This is a genomic window from Lentzea sp. NPDC054927, from assembly GCF_053610285.1.
On the sequence record NZ_JBSGXZ010000049.1, the window covers coordinates 25,396 to 41,588 of the forward strand.

Genomic DNA, 16,193 nt, shown 5'->3' on the forward strand with positions numbered 1-16,193 from the left:
GTGCTGCCGGAACGCGTCAGCCGGACACTTCCGCCGTGCGTCCTGGGGGCCGCGCCCCCAGCCCCCAGGCCGGGGGAAAGCCCCCGGACCCCCGTAGGTTGCCCGGCGCGTCTGGTCAGGTGAGTTCTCGCTGCAGCGCGACCTCAGGGTTGCTGCGGTTCCTCAACGGCGCGTCGTTCCGGCGTGCGGTGATCAACGGCGGCGAGGACTACTGGGTCGGGTTGACGCCGCCGGTGCCGTTCGAGGCCGCTCTGGGCGTGTCGATGGGCGGGTTCGGGGTGCGCGTTGTTACCGACGTGGGACGACGCCCGGCGGATCAACGGGTTCGCCTCGCGTGAGGTGTGGGGGCAGCACGAACCGCTGCGGCACGCGTCCGCGATCACGTCACCGGTCGGCATCTGGTGCGGGCAGGAGGATCCGTTCCACGACGCGGCGCGGGAACCTGGCGGAGGAGATCGGCGCGGCCGGGTCGTTCGACCACGGTGCGCACGACGGCGGCTACTGGCGCCGGGTGCTGCCGGAAGCGTTGCGGTTCATCGGGAATCGGCTCTGAGCCGCTCGAGGTCTGCGGCCGCCAGTCGCGCGTCGTCTGTCCTGCCGTTGCGCTCGTATGCCTCGATCAGGCCTTCCAGCGCGTACTGGACCAGCGCCAGGTTCTGGCTGTTCCGCACGACCTTCCAGGCTTGGTGGAGATCTCCCAGTGCGCCTCCGTCGTCTCCGGTTCGCAGCTTGGTGTGCCCGAACTGCACCTGCGCGATCGCTGTCGCCCAGGGATCGCGCAGGTTCATGCCCGCGCTCATGGCGAGACTGTCCGCCTTCACCAGGTCGTCGAGGTGACCACGTGCTCCGAGGTAGCGGTGCACGGAGAAGGCGAGCCGTCCTCCATCGCGGAACCGCCGCAACGAGATCGCGCAAAGCGCCAGGTTGATGAACATCGACCTGTGCCTGTCGAACCAGTGCAGCGCCTCGGCCTGCTTGGGCGTGTCGAGTGCGTCGTCCATCTGCTCGGCGCGGTTGGCGAAGTGGCGGATGAGGCGGGACCACGCCTGGTCGCGGGTCTCCTGCGTTTCCTCCTCACGCAGGCGTTCGTATGCGAACTCCCGAACCAGGTCGTGAAAGCGGTCGCCGGGTTCGAGCAGGTGGGCGGTGCGCAGTTCCCGCACCAGCTTGCGCGCCCTGGCCTCGGTGCCCCCGGTGAGCACCGCCGCGGCTTCGGCCGTCACCTCGCTGGCCGGGCTCACGACGGAGAGCCGGAACAGGTGGCGCTGCTCCTCCTTGAGAGCACGGTAGGAGAGTTCGAACGCGGCGCGCACGGATCGTTCTTCGCCGTCGTCCAGCAGGTCCAGCCTCACCTTGCGGAGTTCGGCCGCCCAGTCGTGGCCGGGGTCCCTGCGCCGCAGCGCCGCCATGATGCGCAACGCCAGCGGCAGCCGTCCGCACAGCTCCGCCAGCTCGGAATCGCCCACGAGCGCGGTGGCCTCGTCCGGTGGCAGCACGCCCAGTTCGAGGTGGTGGGCGTCGTCGAGGGCGGCGAGCCGGTGCCTGCTGGTGACGATCGTGCGGTGTTTGTTGGGCAGCAACGGGCGTACGTGCTGTACGAACCGTGCGTTGTCGATGATGACGAGCATCGGCTCGCGAGAAGCAGTGATGGTGCGGAACAAGGCTGTGCGGGCCGCTTCGGTCGGCGGGATCTCCCCCGCACGCCCAGCTCGGACAGGAACCCCTCCAACGCGGTCGCCGGCGTGACCCGGCGTTCGTCGTCGTAGTCCTGGAGGTCGATGAACAGCTTGCCGCCGGGGAACTCCCCGCTTTCGGCGTAGCGCAGCGCCAGCTCGGTCTTGCCGACTCCGCCGAGGCCCGACACGACGGTCAGCCCACCGGCGCCGTTCAGCTCGGCCAGTTCCTCGTCGCGCCCGGTGAACGCCTTCGTCGCCTCGTTCAGGCCGTCCAGCGCGGTCGGGAGTGGCTCAGGTGAGGTGATGGTGATGGAATTGACGTGACCCGCCTGGATCGCGAAGCCGCGATTGTCGTGGATCTCGTTGTTCACGTTCACCGGCGGGAGTCTGCCACCTTGAGGCGCACCACGGCCGTGCCTGCTTTGCGGTCGTGCCACGTTCGCGTCCCGCGCAGGTCCAACGACTCCACGGCGGAAAGAACGAGCATCACGAGGCCGCTCACTAGTAGCAACGACGCGAGCCACCCCGCTGACGCCACCGACACGTGTTCGCCGATGACGACCCACGGCTGTTGCCAGCCGAGGCTCGTCATCAGCGCCGGTTCCCGCCAGCCCAGGCCGGTCAGCACGAGCACCGCGCCCGCGCCGGGGAGAGCGGTCGTGATGAGCGTGCGGGCCAGTGCTCGTCGGTGACGCAGGCCGGACGCGGGGCCCACGACCCGTAGCCCCGTTAGGGCTTTGCCCAGGGTGTTCAGGCGCAGCAGCAGTGCGTCGTACACGGCTGCACAGAGCACCACCAGCATGGGTTCGTGGACCAACGGCCACGCCACGACCAGCACCAGGAGCCAGTCGAGCAGGCGGGCGATCAGCCGACGAACGAGCATGATTCACGCTATGCGGCAGAAGTCCGGCATAAGTGGCCAGTTCATGGCCAGTTAGCGCACGAACTCCGCGGTCCAGCGGACCTCGTCGCGCTGCACCTTGAGCGCCTGCAACCCGTCCGTCTGGAACGCCATGATCTCCGCGGGCGTCAGCGGCCACGGCGGGCCGTCGGGAGCCGGTCCCTCCTCGCGGGCGACGGCCAGCACGAGCAGTGTCGATCCGGTCAGCCAGGCCACGCGTCCGGTGGCTCGAGGGTGCAGGTCGACGGGGAGTGCCTGCACGGTCATGTTCTCCACGACCAGGTCGAACGCGTGGTGCCACTCGGCGGGCGGGTCGAGCAGGTCGGCGACGACGTAGGAGACCTTCGAGTCCGGGTAGCGCGCCCGCACGGCCGCGATGGCGGTGGGGGAGATGTCGAACGCGACGACCTCGAAGCCCAGCGAGGCCAGGAACTCCGAGTCGCGGCCGTACCCGCAGCCCACGACCAGCGCGCGGCGGCCGGTGCCGTCGACGCCGGCGGCCCACTCGACGAGGTGTCGTTGCGGATGGGGCTGATCCCAGGGGACGGAGGCCGTGCCGGCGTCGGCCTCCGCGTAGAGATCTTCGAACCACCCGGTTGGATTGGCGGCTTGCAGGCGGCGTGTGTCGTCATCAGCGGACATGACGACATTTCTACCTAGTGGTGTGGCGCAGAACCTTGCCGGGTGAATTCGCGGTCAGACGGGTGCATCGTGGTGCCGCCCCCGCATCCTCATACTGGATGTATGGGGGTGCGGGGGCGGTGCCGCGAGGTGCCCTGCTGAGCGTGGATTACCCCGCCAAGGTTCTGCGTCGCGCCACTAGCCCGCGCACAGGCCACTTGGGAAGTTGCCGATTCGGCAACGTCACACGCGCCGCGCGATCAACCGCGCGGTGACCACGACGAGGAACAGGAAGAACAGCAACGCTCCGTTGGCACCGGGGCTCGCCTTCCCCGCGAGAGATTCCGTCACGAGCGCGGACACCGACAGCGCACACGCCGACACGAGAACGGCGACGAGCTGAGGCGTGCCCTTCACGGCCAGTTCGCGGGGAGTGACCTTGTCGAGCACCAGCTCGAGCAGCTCGGCCGTGCCGCGGCCGCCCAGCGCGGACCACAGGACGACCACGAGCACACCGAGCGCCAGCAGCATCACGTCGAGGAGGAGCCGAACCCAGATGTTCGCCCCCTGCGCGATCGCGTCGGCGACCGCGCCGATCGCGGCGGCGCTGCCCAGGAGCGGGAGCAACGCGACCACCCACTTGCCGACGAACGGCCAGAACCACGCGGGCGGTCGCGGAGGAAGTCGCGGAGGAAGCGCCACGTACACGGGCGGGCCGACAGGCTGGGGTGGCGCGTGGAAGTGCACGCCGCCGTGGATCGATCCTGCCTGCACGGCCGGTCCGAGAACCGTGCCCTCGATGCTGTTGTGCACGTGAGGACCCGGCGTCGGCGGTTGTGTCACGCACGCCCCCTTGGTCGCGACGAGGGCGTAATCCTAGAGGACGAGCGTTTGCGCCGGAACGTTCACCTCGCCGCGCGAGCCTCACCGATGTAGTCGACCAGGCCGTCGTCGGCAGGCCAGCCGATCTGGGTGCTGATCGACGTCTTGTTCTCCTCCCACGAACGCTGCGCCGCGGCCTTGACTGCAGGATCGTCGTTGGTGAACTTGGCGCCGAGGGCGTCCCACTGCCGTGACAGCTCAACGACGCGTGGGTCGCTCGCAGGCGTGCCGTCCGTCATGTGCTGACGCAGCTGCTTGACCAGCTCCAGCCAGGAGGCCTTCAGCGCCTCCACGGCCTCCGGGCCCATCGCGGCGGCGCGGGATCGCAGATCGGTGAGCTGATCGGCGGTGAAGTAGCTCTCGTACACGGACATCATCTCCAAAGTGGACAGAAGGGACTCGGTGGTGTGCCCGTCCAGCAGCGAGGTGAGTCGCGACCGCAGCGCCTCCACCTGCTGGGCCTGCGTGGTCAACGCGGCCAGCTGGGCCTGGAAGAGCGGCCGCAGCGAGTCCGATCGGGACAGTGCCGATCGGACCTCTTCCAGGGAAAGACCGAGCTGGCGCAGTGATCTCACCTGATAGAGGCGCCGGACGTCGTCCGGTGTGTACCGACGGTGACCGGATGCCGTGCGCTCGGAAGCGACGACAAGGCCGATCTCGTCGTAGTGGTGCAGCGTGCGGACCGTCAGTCCGCTCGCTTTGGCCAGGTCACCGATGCTCCAACGGGTCACACCACGACCGTAGGACCTCCCGCCACGTGAGGTTCAAGTCCCTCAACACCCGATCGAGCGGATTAATCGGCGAACCAAACCAGCCGATGAATACGAAGATCGGTCCCCAAAACCAGATTGAGGAAAACTGTGTCTCGTTCCGGACTGTTCCGCGCCGCCGCTCTTCTCGCCGCCGGTGCGGCCCCGCTGCTCGCGGGCTCGGCCAACGCCGTGGAGGCGCCGCAGCTGCCCGGTGGCCTGCCCGAGGTCGGCGCGGGCAACGTGATCACCGACGCCACGCAGCACGCGAACCCGCTCGAGTCGGTCGGCGCCGTCCACCTCGGCGACTTCCAGGCCCCCGTGGTCAGCGACCTGCCGCTGCCCGCCGTCCCGGCCGTGCCGGGCGCGCAGGAGCGCACCGCGCCGAACCCCGTCGCGCCGGAGCTCGGCACCCTGCCGACCCTGCCGAACCCGGAGGCGCTGGCCGGCAACGCGCACGTCGGTGACTTCAAGGCCCCGAGCCTGTCCGACCTGCCGACCAACGGCGTCGTGCCGAACCCGAACGTGCTGTCGGGCACCCTGCCGACGATCAACGGCTGATTCGCTGATCCGCACGCCGAAAATGGGCCCGTGGGAACCTCACGGGCCCATTTCGTGCACCAGCAGCGCGACGTACAGCGACAGCACGGACTCCGGGTCCTCCAGCGACACGCCGAGGACCTGCTCGATCCGCGCCAGCTGCTGGTAGTAGGCGGTCCGCGACAGGTGCGCGGCGCCCGCGGCGGCGGACTTGTTGCCGCCGTTCTCGCACAGGCACCGCAACAGCTCCACCAGCCGTGAGCCCTGCGCGGAGTCGCGCGCCAGCAACGGCCCCAGCTCGCGGTCCGCGAACGCCCGCACCCGCTCGTCCTCGCGCAGCAGGTGCAGCAGCCCGCGCAACCGCACGTCGTCCAACCGGTGGTAGAGCTGCGATCCCGGCGCCCGCAACGCCGCACCGGCCACGTGCGCGGCCTCGCCGAGCGACCGGCGAACGTCCGTTGTGGACGTGACGGTGGTGCCGACGGCGATCACCACCGGCGACGCCGCCGTGCGGTGGATCTCGCGCGCGACCTTGCGCAACACGCTTTCCACGCCAACGGTCATGGGCACGGAGAGCAGCGCCCGCACCGACGTGTCGTCCACGACGCCGACCAGCGCCGCGACCGTCACCCGCCGCCCGGCCAGCGCGGTCGCCTCGGCAAGATCACGCAGGACCTCCTGCGTGGCAAGCGTTTGCCCCTGCAGCACGGACACCGGCCGGATCGCCACCCCGATCAGTTGCCGCCGCTCCAGCGGCACACCCAACGCGGCCGCCCGCGCGCCAAGATCAGGTGACTGGGCAGACTGCCCCAACAGCTGTGCGAGCAACGTCCGGTGCGTCTGCCGTTCCAGGGATTCACGATCACGCGCCACCAACCGGTGCACGGCCAAAGCAGACGCAGCGCGCTCGGCGACCACCACGTGCCGGTGCGGCGGCGGTTCCGGCGAGACCATCACCAGCCGTCCCCAGTCCGCCCCGCGCGCCCCGACGATCGTGATCAACCAGCCGGACCCGACGTGGTACGCGGTCCGCTCGGTCACCGTGACCGCCCGCGAGCGGGCCGCCCAGTCGTCCAGCAGCGTCACCGGGTCGTGCCCGGCCGCGTCGTAGGCCAGCACGTCGTGCCCGAGCGTCTCCAGCACCACGGCCAGCCCAGACGTGCGGGCCACCTCGCGCAGCACCTCGGACGGCTCGGCCCCGGCGACGGTCAGCGAGGTGAACGTCTCGTGCACCTGTTCCGCGGCCCGCAGCTCGGCCAGCTGGGCGTCCACGATCAACGCCACCACCGCCTCCGTCACGGCCACGTACTTCGTCTCCTCGGAGAGCGTGAGCAGCGGTAACCCGTGGTGCTCCGCCGCAGTCACCAGAGCGGCCGGCACCTCGTCACGCCACCGCCGGCCCAGCTCGATGACCAGTCCGGCGCAGCCCACCGCGGCCAGCTCCTCGATGTACTGGGCGAGGCCGGACTCGGGCAGCATCACGCCCGTCGTGAGCACCAGCTCGCCGCCTCGCAGCAGCGGCGCGATGTCTGCGATCTCCGCCACATGCACCCATCGCACCCGGCGGGAAAGTCCAGCCGACCCGGCCACCAAACGCGGCTTTCCCTGCCGGATCACCGGGAGAGCGACGACTTCGGCGACGGTCGGGTACATGGACACAACGTAATGCCAACCAGCCGATCCGGGTACAGGTTGTGCATGGCGGTGGACCTGGCGCGGCACCAGACTCCGAGGGCAGGCGTAGACCCCTGGAGGACGTGATGGCCCACAAGGAGCTGCTGGCACGACACCGCGCGGTGATGCCGAAGTGGCTGGCCCTCTACTACGACGAGCCCATCGAGATCGCGAGCGCCAACGGGCGTCGGGTGACAGATCGCGAGGGCACGACCTACCTGGACTTCTTCGCGGGCATCCTGACCAACGCCATCGGCTACGACGTCGCGGAGATCAGCGACGCGATCCGGTCGCAGCTCGACACCGGCGTCCTGCACAGCTCCACGCTCTACCTGATCCGCTCGCAGGTCGAGCTCGCCGAGAAGATCGCGCAGCTGAGCGGCATCCCGGACGCCAAGGTGTTCTTCACGAACTCCGGCACCGAGGCCAACGAGACCGCGCTGATGCTCGCCACTCAAGCTCGCCGCAGCGAGCAGGTGCTGGCGTTGCGCAACAGCTACCACGGCCGTGCGTTCGCCACGGTCGCCATCACGGGCAACCGCGGTTGGTCCGCATCGGCGCTGTCGCCGATCAAGGTCAGCTGGGTGCACGGCGGTTACCGCTACCGTTCGCCGTTCAAGGCCTTCTCCGACGCCGACTACATCAAGGCGTGCGTCGACGACCTGCGCGAGATCATCGAGACCACCACGTCCGGCGACGTCGCGTGCATGATCGCCGAGCCGATCCAGGGCGTCGGCGGCTTCACCTCCCCGCCCGACGGCCTGTTCCGGGCGTTCAAGGACGTCCTGGACGAGTACGGGATCCTGTTCATCTCCGACGAGGTGCAAACCGGCTGGGGACGCACCGGCGAGCACTTCTGGGGCATCCAGGCGCACGACGTGGTGCCGGACGCGATGACGTTCGCCAAGGGCCTCGGCAACGGCCTCGCGATCGGCGGAGTGGTGGCGCGCGGCGACCTGATGGACGTGATCAACGCCAACTCGATCTCGACGTTCGGCGGCAACCCGGTCTCCACGGCCGGCGCGCTCGCCACCGTGAACTACCTGCTCGACCACGACCTGCAGGCCAACGCGGCCAAGCTGGGCTCGCGGCTGCTCGGGGGCCTGCGCGAGCTCGCGGAGAAGCACCCGGTCATCGGGGACGTGCGCGGCAAGGGCCTGATGGTCGGCGTCGAGTTCGTCGGTCCGGAGGGCGAGCCGAACGGCGGTGCCGCGGCGACGGTGCTGAGCGAGTCGAAGGCGCGCGGCCTGCTCGTCGGCAAGGGTGGCCTGTACGGCAACGTGATCCGGCTGGCGCCCCCGATGACGTTGACCGAGGACGAACTGGAAGAGGCTTTGGGGATTCTCGCGCAGGCGGTGGAGAAGGCGTGATCAAGCACTGGATCAACGGCAAGCCCTGGGAAAGCACGCCCGAACGGCTCGGGGACGTCTACGACCCGACGACCGGCAAGGTCGCTGCGCAGGTCGCGTTCGCGTCGGTGTCCGAAGTGGACGCTGCCGTCTCGGCCGCCGCGGAAGCGTTTGCGTCGTGGCGCAACGCCTCGCTGGCGCAACGCGCAACGGTGATGTTCAAGTTCCGCGAGCTGCTGAACGACCGCAAGGGCGATCTCGCGCGGATCGTCTCCGCAGAGCACGGCAAGGTGGTGTCCGACGCGGGCGGCGAGATCCAGCGGGCGCTGGAGTCGGTCGAGTACGCGTGCGGGATCCCGCAGCTGCTCAAGGGCGGGTTCAGCGAGAACGCGTCGACGCGGGTGGACGTCTACTCGATCCAGCAGCCGGTCGGCGTGGTCGGGGTGATCTCGCCGTTCAACTTCCCGGCGATGGTGCCGCTGTGGTTCGTGCCGACGGCGATCGCCTGCGGCAACACGGTGGTGCTGAAGCCGTCGGAGAAGGACCCGTCGGCGTCGATCTTCCTCGCCGAGCTGTTCGCGGAGGCCGGGCTGCCGGACGGTGTGCTGAACGTCGTGCACGGCGACAAGGTGGCCGTCGATCGGCTGCTGGAGCACCCGGCGGTGAAGGCGATCTCGTTCGTCGGCTCGACGCCGATCGCTCGGTACGTCTACGAAACCGGCACCTCGCACGGCAAGCGCGTGCAGGCGTTGGGCGGCGCCAAGAACCACATGGTCGTGCTGCCCGACGCCGACCTGGACCTGGCCGCGGACGCCGCGGTGTCCGCCGGGTTCGGGTCGGCGGGGGAGCGGTGCATGGCGATCTCGGTCGTCGTGGCCGTCGGCACGGTCGGTGACTCGTTGGTGGAGAAGATCAAGTCGCGGATCGCCGACGTCAAGGTGGGCTCCGGGCCGTCGTGCGAGATGGGACCGCTGGTCACCGGCGTGCACCGGGACAAGGTCACGTCCTATTTGGACGCCGGTGTCGAGGCCGGTGCCGCGCTGGTCGTGGACGGCAGGAACCACCCGATCGACGGTGAGGCGAGCGGGTTCTGGCTCGGCCCGACGCTCTTCGACCACGTCGGCACGGACATGACGATCTACACCGACGAGATCTTCGGGCCGGTGCTGTCGGTCGTGCGCGCGGACAGCTACGACGAGGCCGTCGAGATGGTGAACTCCAACCGGTACGGCAACGGCACCGCCATCTTCACCAACGACGGAGGTGCCGCTCGCCGCTTCCAGAACGAGATCGAGGTCGGCATGGTCGGCGTGAACGTGCCGATCCCGGTGCCGGTCGCCTACTACTCGTTCGGTGGCTGGAAGGAATCGCTGTTCGGTGACGCGCACGCGTACGGACCGCACGGCGTGCACTTCTTCACCCGCTCGAAGGTGATCACCTCCCGGTGGCTGGATCCGTCGCACGGTGGCGTGAACCTGGGTTTCCCGCAGAACACCTGACGTCTAGCGGTGGTCGATCGCGTACTGGAGTGAACGGGAGTAGGCCTCGCTGGTCAGGGTCGCGCCGGACACGGTGTCGATGTCCGCGCTCTGCGCCAGCAAGGCCTCCTCCCGCAGGATCGGCAACGCCATGCGGGTCGGCGCGCTGTCCGGCGCCTGCAACACCCGCACGTCGGCGATCCGATCCCCGGTGAACACGACCTCCACCTGCACGGTGCCGCTCCTGGTGGGCACGGCCTCGCCCGCGACCCCGCCGGACGGCGTGATCGCGGTGGACGGCTCGAACAGCCAGACGACAATGAACCCGCCGGTGGACAACAACATCGCCGGGATCGCGCGGTGCATTTCGCACTCCTTCAACTCGCCAGGCTGAACCGTTCGGTGTGCACCTGCTGTGGCGGCACGCCGAGCTCTTCGAGCGACTCGAGAACCGCCCGCACCATCGGTGGCGGGCCGCACAGGAAGACGTCCCGGTCGCGGGTGTCCGGGACCAGCGCGCCGAGGTTGCGCGGGCCGAGCAGCAGGCCGTTCGAGTTGGCCGCGTCGGGCGGTCCGCACAGCAACCGCACCTCGGCGCCTCGCTGGTAGGCCACGTCGAGCAGTTCGTTCAACAGCACCGCGTCCTCGATCCGGTTGACCCGGTAGAGCACGACGACGTCGCCTTTCAACTCCTCCAGCAGCGCCCGGATGGGGGTCACTCCGACCCCGCCCGCGATCAGCAGCACACCCGGAAGTCGTTGCTGCAGCGCGGTGAAGGCACCGTACGGGCCTTCCGCGAACACCCGTGTGCCTGTTTTGAGGTGTCTCAGGGCCGCGCTGCCGTTGCCGAGTGCCTTGGCAGTGAGCCTGAGGTAGTAGCCGTTCGGCGCCACGGAGAGTGAGAACGGGTTGGCCTGCCACCACTTTCCTCTGGCCAGGAACCGCCACAGGAAGAACTGACCGGCTCGCACCGGCAGCTCGCCGAGCCGCTTGCCGGTGATGTAGACCGAGACGACGTCTTCTGACTCCGGCACGATCGCCTCGACCTTGAGCTGGTGTTTCCAGTTGCGCCACAAGGGGATGACGAGACGGCCGGTGGCCAGCGCCGCGAGCGCCGTGCCCCAGAGCGTCCACCAGTAGAGGCGGGCGCCGGGCGCGGTGAACGACTGACCGACCGCGATCTGGTGGCTGAAGGCGAGGACCACAGCCACGTAGGTGTACATGTGCAGGAAATGCCATGTCTCGTAAGCGAGTTTGCGCCGCGCCCATCTCGCCGAGGCGACGCCCACCGCAGTGATCAGCACGAGCGCCACGACGGCGCGGAGGATGCCGGTGACGCTCGTGGCCAGGGTCCACGGGCCCATCCGGTCAGCCAGTCCGACGATGACGAACGTTGCGTGCGCGACGAGCAACCACAGCAGCGTGAAGCCGTTCCAGCGGTGCAGGGACGTCAGCCGGTCCATGCCGAGCCGCCGGTCCAGCCACGGGACGCGTGCGATCAGCAGCAGCTGGAAGGCCATCAGCAGCGCGCCGTAGAGCCCGGTCAGCCGTCCCAGACTCAGCACGGCGTTCGCGGACGGCCCCGCGGCGACGTAGAGGGACGTGACTGCGGCCGCGTTGGCGCCGAGGACGATCGCCAGCCCGATCCGTGCCGCCGTCATGGGTGGCACGGACGGCCTCGCGACCCGCGGGAGGCGGAGAGTCGTCGTCACTGCTCGGACTTCCGGAGCAGCCGGGCGTAGGTCCAGCCGAGCACGGAACCGTAGACGAGGTGGCCGACGAGCGATGCCACGAAGTTGAGCGGCGTGATCGGGAACAGCACCGTCGTGCCGTACGCGGAGAACGCGATCGTGCCGATGAGGCCGGACCAGATGAAAATGCCGTACCCGACGCCGGTGATGACGAGATGCCTGCGCCAGTTGGTCAAAGCGCAGCCGATGCCGAACACCAGCCCCATTCCGCCGCCGTCGCCCAGCCATCGCCAGAAGTAACCGAGCAGCAGATTCTCGCCTTCACCTCCGTAGATCCACGCGCCCATCTGCGGGATGAAATCCGGCCAGATGCCGGCGATGACGAAAGGAATCCGGACGGCGTCGTAAGCGGCCACACCCAGGAGCCCGCCGATGAGCCCGCGGATGACGGCCGGTGTCTCCGGCACTTTCGCGATGATCAGCGCGATGGCCGCGAACACGACCGGGACCACGATGAACGGTGCCGCGTCCTCCATTTTCAGGAAGCCGAAGGCGTGTACCGCGATCGCGAGCACGGGCGATGCGCCGGCCAGCACGAAGACCGCGAGGCGTATGGCGGAATGGACGAGAGTTTGCGAAACCGGTTGAACGCGCGCTTGCAGCACTTCTCCAGCCTCCTACCCAGGACGTTCACGATGGGCGGCGGCGGAGAGTGTCCATCTGAGACGGATAGAAGTGTGCTGGCGCCTTTGAGCGCAGCGGAAGTGATGATCTGTGTTGCGGGTGCGGAATGTTCAACCCGCATCGCGCATATGATCTATTGCCCGATGGCGTGGAAAATTCCAGCCACCTCGGGAATTCTGGCCCACGGCCCGAGCTTGCGGAGTTCGCGCGTGATCAGCGCCGAGCCGCTGCTGGACGCGAGGGCCAGCGCCTCGGACCCGGCGATGCTCGCCTGCTCGAACTCGCCGCCGCTCGCGTGCGCGTAGGCGAGCTTGGCGAGGTGCACGCCGAGCAGCCACCGGCACGTCGGCCGGCTGCCGGTGAGCAGTTTCTGGTACCTGGCCTGGGCTTCGGTCGTGCGGCCGAGTTCCACGCACACCGCTGCCCGTTGCAGTTCGACGTGTCTGGTGCGGAACCAGTTGCCGAGGCGGTACTCCGCGGTGCGTTCGGGCTGGACGCCGTCGACGAGTTGTTGAGCTTCGTCGAGCGCGTTGAGGCACGCCCGTTCGTCGCCTGTCCGTGCGTGGCCTTGCGCTTGTTGTTGCAGCGCCATGGCTTTGATCTGCGGGCTGATGCCCTGCTCTCTGGCGGCGGCGCGGGCCAGGCCGATGACGCGGTCGTCGTCGTCCTCGAACTCCGCGATCATGCTGAGCCTGCGGTAGCAGTACGCGACCAGCCCTGGATCTTCGGCGGCCAGCGCCTGTTGCATCGCACGTTCGGTCCACCAGCTCGCGCCGTTGAGATCGCCCTGCTGGAGGTGCAGCCAGCCGCAGAATTCCGCGAAAAGTGCTGCTATGTCGAGGATCTGGGCCCGGTGGTGGTTCTTGGCGAGCGGCCTGAGCCGGTCGACGAACTCGTAGAGCTGCCGCACGCTCGGCAACAGCGAGGCCGACGCGCACCAGCTGTCCGCGTCGTTGATGACCCGCCTCAGCACGAGGAGCTGCCTGGTGACCTCCTCGTCGATCGCGTGGCTGCGGCCCGCGTAGAACGCCGCCGGGGCACAGGCGAGCAGCAGCGCGTGCCCGTCGAGCGCGCCGTCCAGCACGGTGATCGGCCGCGCCGGCCGGAGCCCAGCCTCGTCCTCGGTGAGCCCGAGCAGGTGCGCCGGGATGCTCAGCAACCGTTGGAAGATCCGCAGCACCCGCACGTCGTAGGCGAGGTTGCCGCCGGACTCGAGTCTCGAGATCGCGGACTGCGAGAAGCCCGCCAGCTCGCCGAGCTGGTCCTGCCGCAACCCTCTCGCCCGTCGCGCGATCGCGATCACGGTGCCGGGTGAGGAGTGCAGAACCGCCTGCCGGACCTCCCACGACGCCCACAGCGACGCCGGGATGAGCGCCTCGGGGTCGGTCGGGATCGCCGCCTCGATGTCCTGGTACATCAACACAACCCTCCTGCGGCGGCGGGTTGGTTGCAGTCCTGGTTGCAGAGCGTCTCGAATGGTTGCAGTGCGGATTTGCGCTGTCAACGAGGTGACCGGAGCGTGCCCGCTCCGGTCGCTCTCATCACTGCGCGCAGTTCACTTGGGCGCAGTTCACTAGGCGCAGTCGACCTCCTCGACCGTCGGACTCTTGGCCGTGCCTCCGGTCTCGAAGCACGCCCTGGCCTTGCCGGTCGCGGTGTGGAAGTACTCCGAGCCGCCCTTGTCGACGACGACCCGGATCTCGATGCGGTCCTCCGCGTTGCGCGGCTCGACGGTGAAGTCCGCCGTCTTGCCCGGCTTCACGCTGGAGGTGCAGTAGCCGCCGAGCCAGTCCAGACCGCAGATCGCCGCGGTGTACTTGCCTTTGTTGGTCACCTCCAGCTTCACCTTCAACTTGGCGGCCGCGGATGTGGCGGCCGCGCCGGGCGTGGAGGTCGTGCCGGGTGTGGAGGTCGTGCCGGGTGTGGCGCCGGCCGCGGGCGTGATGGCGATGGCGGTGCCGAGCGCGAACGTGACGGCGAGAACTCGTTGGATGCCACTGGACATGTCGCTCCTTAGGGTTCGGTGTCCGCGAGGCACACTCGCCCACGTCTCGCCCGGTTCGACGGCACCCGCCATGCGCATCGTGAATCCGCTCGTTGGTCCGCTCGGCCCACGAAACCCCTTGGCAGCGCACGCTTCGGCGAGGCGAGCGGTGGATGTGGGGGCCTGCGCCGTCCCGGTCTCGTGCGTGATGGGTTCGCGTTGGCTTGGCTCGGGTGGCCGAGTCGGACCAGGAGGTGTTACGCGCGTTGCGCACGGGGTCAGGTGGCGGTGCTTGCTTCCGCCGCGGCTTCGAGTCGACTGGTCCGCCCGCGAAGCTCGGCGGCCATGTTTGATTTCACGCGCGGCTCCGGTTCGCCGAGGCGATCGGGGAGCGCAGATCGGCTTGTCGGCGGTGGTGGATGCGGTGCCGGTCAGGCCGCGTAGTCCGTTGAGACCGCGACCTTCCACCCGGCTTCCAGTTCGGCGAGCCGTTCGTGCAGTGCAGCGTGGATCGACTTGTAGGCGTCGCTGCCGAGTGCGACCCGTCGGGGTGCCGGGTGCTGGCTGGCCGAAGCGACTATGGCCGCGGCGACCTTCGCCGGGTCGCCGGGTGCCTGTGCCGTTACGTTGTTGGCTTCGATGGCGGCGCGGATCTGGCCGACCGTCGTGTTGCGGTAGACGTCCATGCCCTTGGCCACGTCCAGTGCAGCGCCGAAGCCCGTGCGGATGATGCCCGGCTCGATCATCGTGATGCCGACGCCGAACGGTTCGATCTCGGGCGCGGCGGATTCCAGGAAGCCTTCCAGGGCCCACTTCGACGCGTGGTAGATGCTGCCGCCGGGTGAGGTGATCTGCGCGCCCATGCTCGAGGTCTGGATGAATCGGCCGCCTCCCTGTGTGCGGAGGTGCGGCAGCGTTGCCCGGAGCAGGTGGATCGGCGCGATGGTGTTGAGCGCGAACTGCTCGTCGATCTGCGCTTCTGTCATCTCCTCGGCCGCGCCGAACGCGCCACGGCCGGCGTTTGAGAACACCACGTCGATCTTGCCGAACTCGCCGAACACCTCGTCGACGACCTTGCGGATCTGCGCGGTGTCGAGGAGGTCCAGCTCGGTGGTCCACAGATGGCAGGGGTGGGCTGCGGCCAGGTCGGCGAGCTTGGCCGGGGTGCGTACGGGCGCGGCCACCCGATGTCCGGCCTGCAAAAGCTGCGTGAGCACTTCGCGTCCGATGCCGGCCGATGCGCCCGTCATGAGCCAGGTTGCCATGATCATCTCCATTGAATCCAACCGGTTGGTTTATTTGACCGTAGCTGGTGGCGGTGTGGAAAACAACCGGTTGGTTTAAACTGCAGGTCATGAGCTACGACTCGGCTGCTACCAGGGCCCGCTTGCTGGCGGCGGCTTACGACGAGTTCGTCCGGGTAGGGCTCGCCGGCGCCAGGGTCGAGCGCATCGCGAAGGAGGCGAAGGCCAACAAGCAGGCCATCTACGCCTACTTCGGCTCCAAGGAAGCCCTGTTCGACGCCGTGCTGGGCGACCGCCTCAGCGTGCTGGCCGACGTGGCCCCCTTCCGCGCGGACAACCTGGCCGCCTACACAGGCGCCCTGTTCGACGAGTTGGTGGCCGACCCCGGCCTGCAACGGTTGACCCAGTGGAAGATGCTGGAACGACCGGAAGCCACCGACCAGGAGCGTGACGCCCACCTGGACAAGGCGAAGTCCCTGGCCCTGCACACAAAACTCCCGGTGCCGGCCGCGATGGACGTCATGATGGTCGCGCTGGCCGCCGCACAGAGCTGGAACACCACCGCCGAGGCGATCCGCAACCCGTACGGCGAGGACCCGGCCCGGCGCCTGGCCGAACACCGAAAGTCAGTGGTCGCCGCGGTGGCGGCGATGGTGGCGGCAGCGACCGCGTGAGCTGACCGGGCTGGCGCGTGCCAACGAAGGCGGGCCCCGCGGCGAC

Annotated in this window: 18 protein-coding genes; 6 read left to right on the forward strand and 12 right to left on the reverse strand. The window is 68.9% G+C overall.

Annotated elements, in window-relative coordinates:
- Together ACWGE0_RS39495 and ACWGE0_RS39500 are read left to right on the forward strand one after the other, a co-directional pair.
- Nucleotides 1–338, forward strand: a 338-nt coding sequence (locus tag ACWGE0_RS39495) for a hypothetical protein (protein ID WP_452265996.1), incomplete at its 5' end; no start/stop codon positions are given.
- Nucleotides 335–553, forward strand: coding sequence for a hypothetical protein (locus ACWGE0_RS39500; protein WP_452265997.1), 219 nt, complete (start codon nt 335–337; stop codon nt 551–553). The genes ACWGE0_RS39495 and ACWGE0_RS39500, both read left to right, overlap by 4 nt.
- Here the strand turns inward: ACWGE0_RS39500 and ACWGE0_RS39505 are convergent.
- The 5 genes from ACWGE0_RS39505 to ACWGE0_RS39525 form a co-directional block, all read right to left on the reverse strand.
- The gene (locus tag ACWGE0_RS39505; RefSeq protein ID WP_452265998.1) at nt 534–1,661 is read right to left on the reverse strand and encodes a hypothetical protein; all 1,128 of its coding nucleotides are present in this window, start codon (nt 1,659–1,661) and stop codon (nt 534–536) included. The genes ACWGE0_RS39500 and ACWGE0_RS39505 overlap by 20 nt on opposite strands.
- A gap of 388 nt (nt 1,662–2,049) precedes the next feature.
- Nucleotides 2,050–2,559, reverse strand: coding sequence for a hypothetical protein (locus ACWGE0_RS39510; RefSeq protein WP_452265999.1), 510 nt, complete (start codon nt 2,557–2,559; stop codon nt 2,050–2,052).
- A 51-nt stretch (nt 2,560–2,610) separates the two neighbouring features.
- On the reverse strand, nt 2,611–3,219 hold the full coding sequence (locus ACWGE0_RS39515) for a class I SAM-dependent methyltransferase (protein ID WP_452266000.1): 609 nt from the start codon (nt 3,217–3,219) through the stop codon (nt 2,611–2,613).
- Nucleotides 3,220–3,441: 222 nt separating this feature from the next.
- Nucleotides 3,442–4,041, reverse strand: coding sequence for a hypothetical protein (locus ACWGE0_RS39520; protein ID WP_452266001.1), 600 nt, complete (start codon nt 4,039–4,041; stop codon nt 3,442–3,444).
- Between the two features lie 62 nt (nt 4,042–4,103).
- Nucleotides 4,104–4,811, reverse strand: coding sequence for a MerR family transcriptional regulator (locus ACWGE0_RS39525; protein ID WP_452266002.1), 708 nt, complete (start codon nt 4,809–4,811; stop codon nt 4,104–4,106).
- A 129-nt stretch (nt 4,812–4,940) separates the two neighbouring features.
- Here ACWGE0_RS39525 and ACWGE0_RS39530 point away from each other — a divergent pair, with 129 nt between their 5' ends.
- On the forward strand, nt 4,941–5,390 hold the full coding sequence (locus ACWGE0_RS39530; protein ID WP_452266003.1) for a hypothetical protein: 450 nt from the start codon (nt 4,941–4,943) through the stop codon (nt 5,388–5,390).
- A gap of 39 nt (nt 5,391–5,429) precedes the next feature.
- Here ACWGE0_RS39530 and ACWGE0_RS39535 read toward each other — a convergent pair whose 3' ends face one another.
- Nucleotides 5,430–7,022: a PucR family transcriptional regulator gene (locus tag ACWGE0_RS39535; protein WP_452266004.1), complete on the reverse strand. Its 1,593-nt coding sequence runs from the start codon at nt 7,020–7,022 to the stop codon at nt 5,430–5,432.
- A 107-nt stretch (nt 7,023–7,129) separates the two neighbouring features.
- Between ACWGE0_RS39535 and ACWGE0_RS39540 the strand changes: the two genes are divergently transcribed.
- Both ACWGE0_RS39540 and ACWGE0_RS39545 read left to right on the forward strand, forming a co-directional pair.
- Nucleotides 7,130–8,413 (forward strand): aspartate aminotransferase family protein, encoded by a 1,284-nt coding sequence (locus ACWGE0_RS39540; protein WP_452266005.1) that lies wholly within the window; start codon nt 7,130–7,132, stop codon nt 8,411–8,413.
- On the forward strand, nt 8,410–9,891 hold the full coding sequence (locus tag ACWGE0_RS39545; protein ID WP_452266006.1) for a CoA-acylating methylmalonate-semialdehyde dehydrogenase: 1,482 nt from the start codon (nt 8,410–8,412) through the stop codon (nt 9,889–9,891). Before ACWGE0_RS39540 ends, ACWGE0_RS39545 begins: the two co-directional genes overlap by 4 nt.
- Nucleotides 9,892–9,894: 3 nt before the next feature.
- On the opposite strand, the gene ACWGE0_RS39550 is transcribed toward ACWGE0_RS39545, so the two are convergent.
- From ACWGE0_RS39550 to ACWGE0_RS39575, 6 genes are all read right to left on the reverse strand, one after another.
- Nucleotides 9,895–10,236, reverse strand: a complete 342-nt coding sequence (locus ACWGE0_RS39550) for an FMN-binding protein (protein WP_452266007.1) — start codon at nt 10,234–10,236, stop codon at nt 9,895–9,897.
- An 11-nt stretch (nt 10,237–10,247) separates the two neighbouring features.
- On the reverse strand, nt 10,248–11,531 hold the full coding sequence (locus ACWGE0_RS39555; RefSeq protein ID WP_452266008.1) for a ferredoxin reductase family protein: 1,284 nt from the start codon (nt 11,529–11,531) through the stop codon (nt 10,248–10,250).
- A gap of 47 nt (nt 11,532–11,578) precedes the next feature.
- Nucleotides 11,579–12,136 carry a DUF6789 family protein gene (locus ACWGE0_RS39560; RefSeq protein ID WP_452266009.1) on the reverse strand — a complete coding sequence of 186 codons (558 nt, stop codon included), beginning with the start codon at nt 12,134–12,136 and terminating at the stop codon, nt 11,579–11,581.
- A gap of 242 nt (nt 12,137–12,378) precedes the next feature.
- Entirely contained in the window at nt 12,379–13,662 is a 1,284-nt protein-coding gene (locus ACWGE0_RS39565) for a helix-turn-helix domain-containing protein (RefSeq protein ID WP_452266010.1), read from the reverse strand.
- Nucleotides 13,663–13,818: 156 nt separating this feature from the next.
- Nucleotides 13,819–14,250: a hypothetical protein gene (locus ACWGE0_RS39570; protein ID WP_452266011.1), complete on the reverse strand. Its 432-nt coding sequence runs from the start codon at nt 14,248–14,250 to the stop codon at nt 13,819–13,821.
- A gap of 410 nt (nt 14,251–14,660) precedes the next feature.
- Nucleotides 14,661–15,494, reverse strand: coding sequence for an SDR family oxidoreductase (locus ACWGE0_RS39575; protein WP_452266012.1), 834 nt, complete (start codon nt 15,492–15,494; stop codon nt 14,661–14,663).
- A gap of 89 nt (nt 15,495–15,583) precedes the next feature.
- On the opposite strand from ACWGE0_RS39575, the gene ACWGE0_RS39580 reads away from it, so the two are divergent.
- Nucleotides 15,584–16,147: a TetR/AcrR family transcriptional regulator gene (locus ACWGE0_RS39580; RefSeq protein ID WP_452266013.1), complete on the forward strand. Its 564-nt coding sequence runs from the start codon at nt 15,584–15,586 to the stop codon at nt 16,145–16,147.
- Nucleotides 16,148–16,193: the final 46 nt, after the last annotated feature.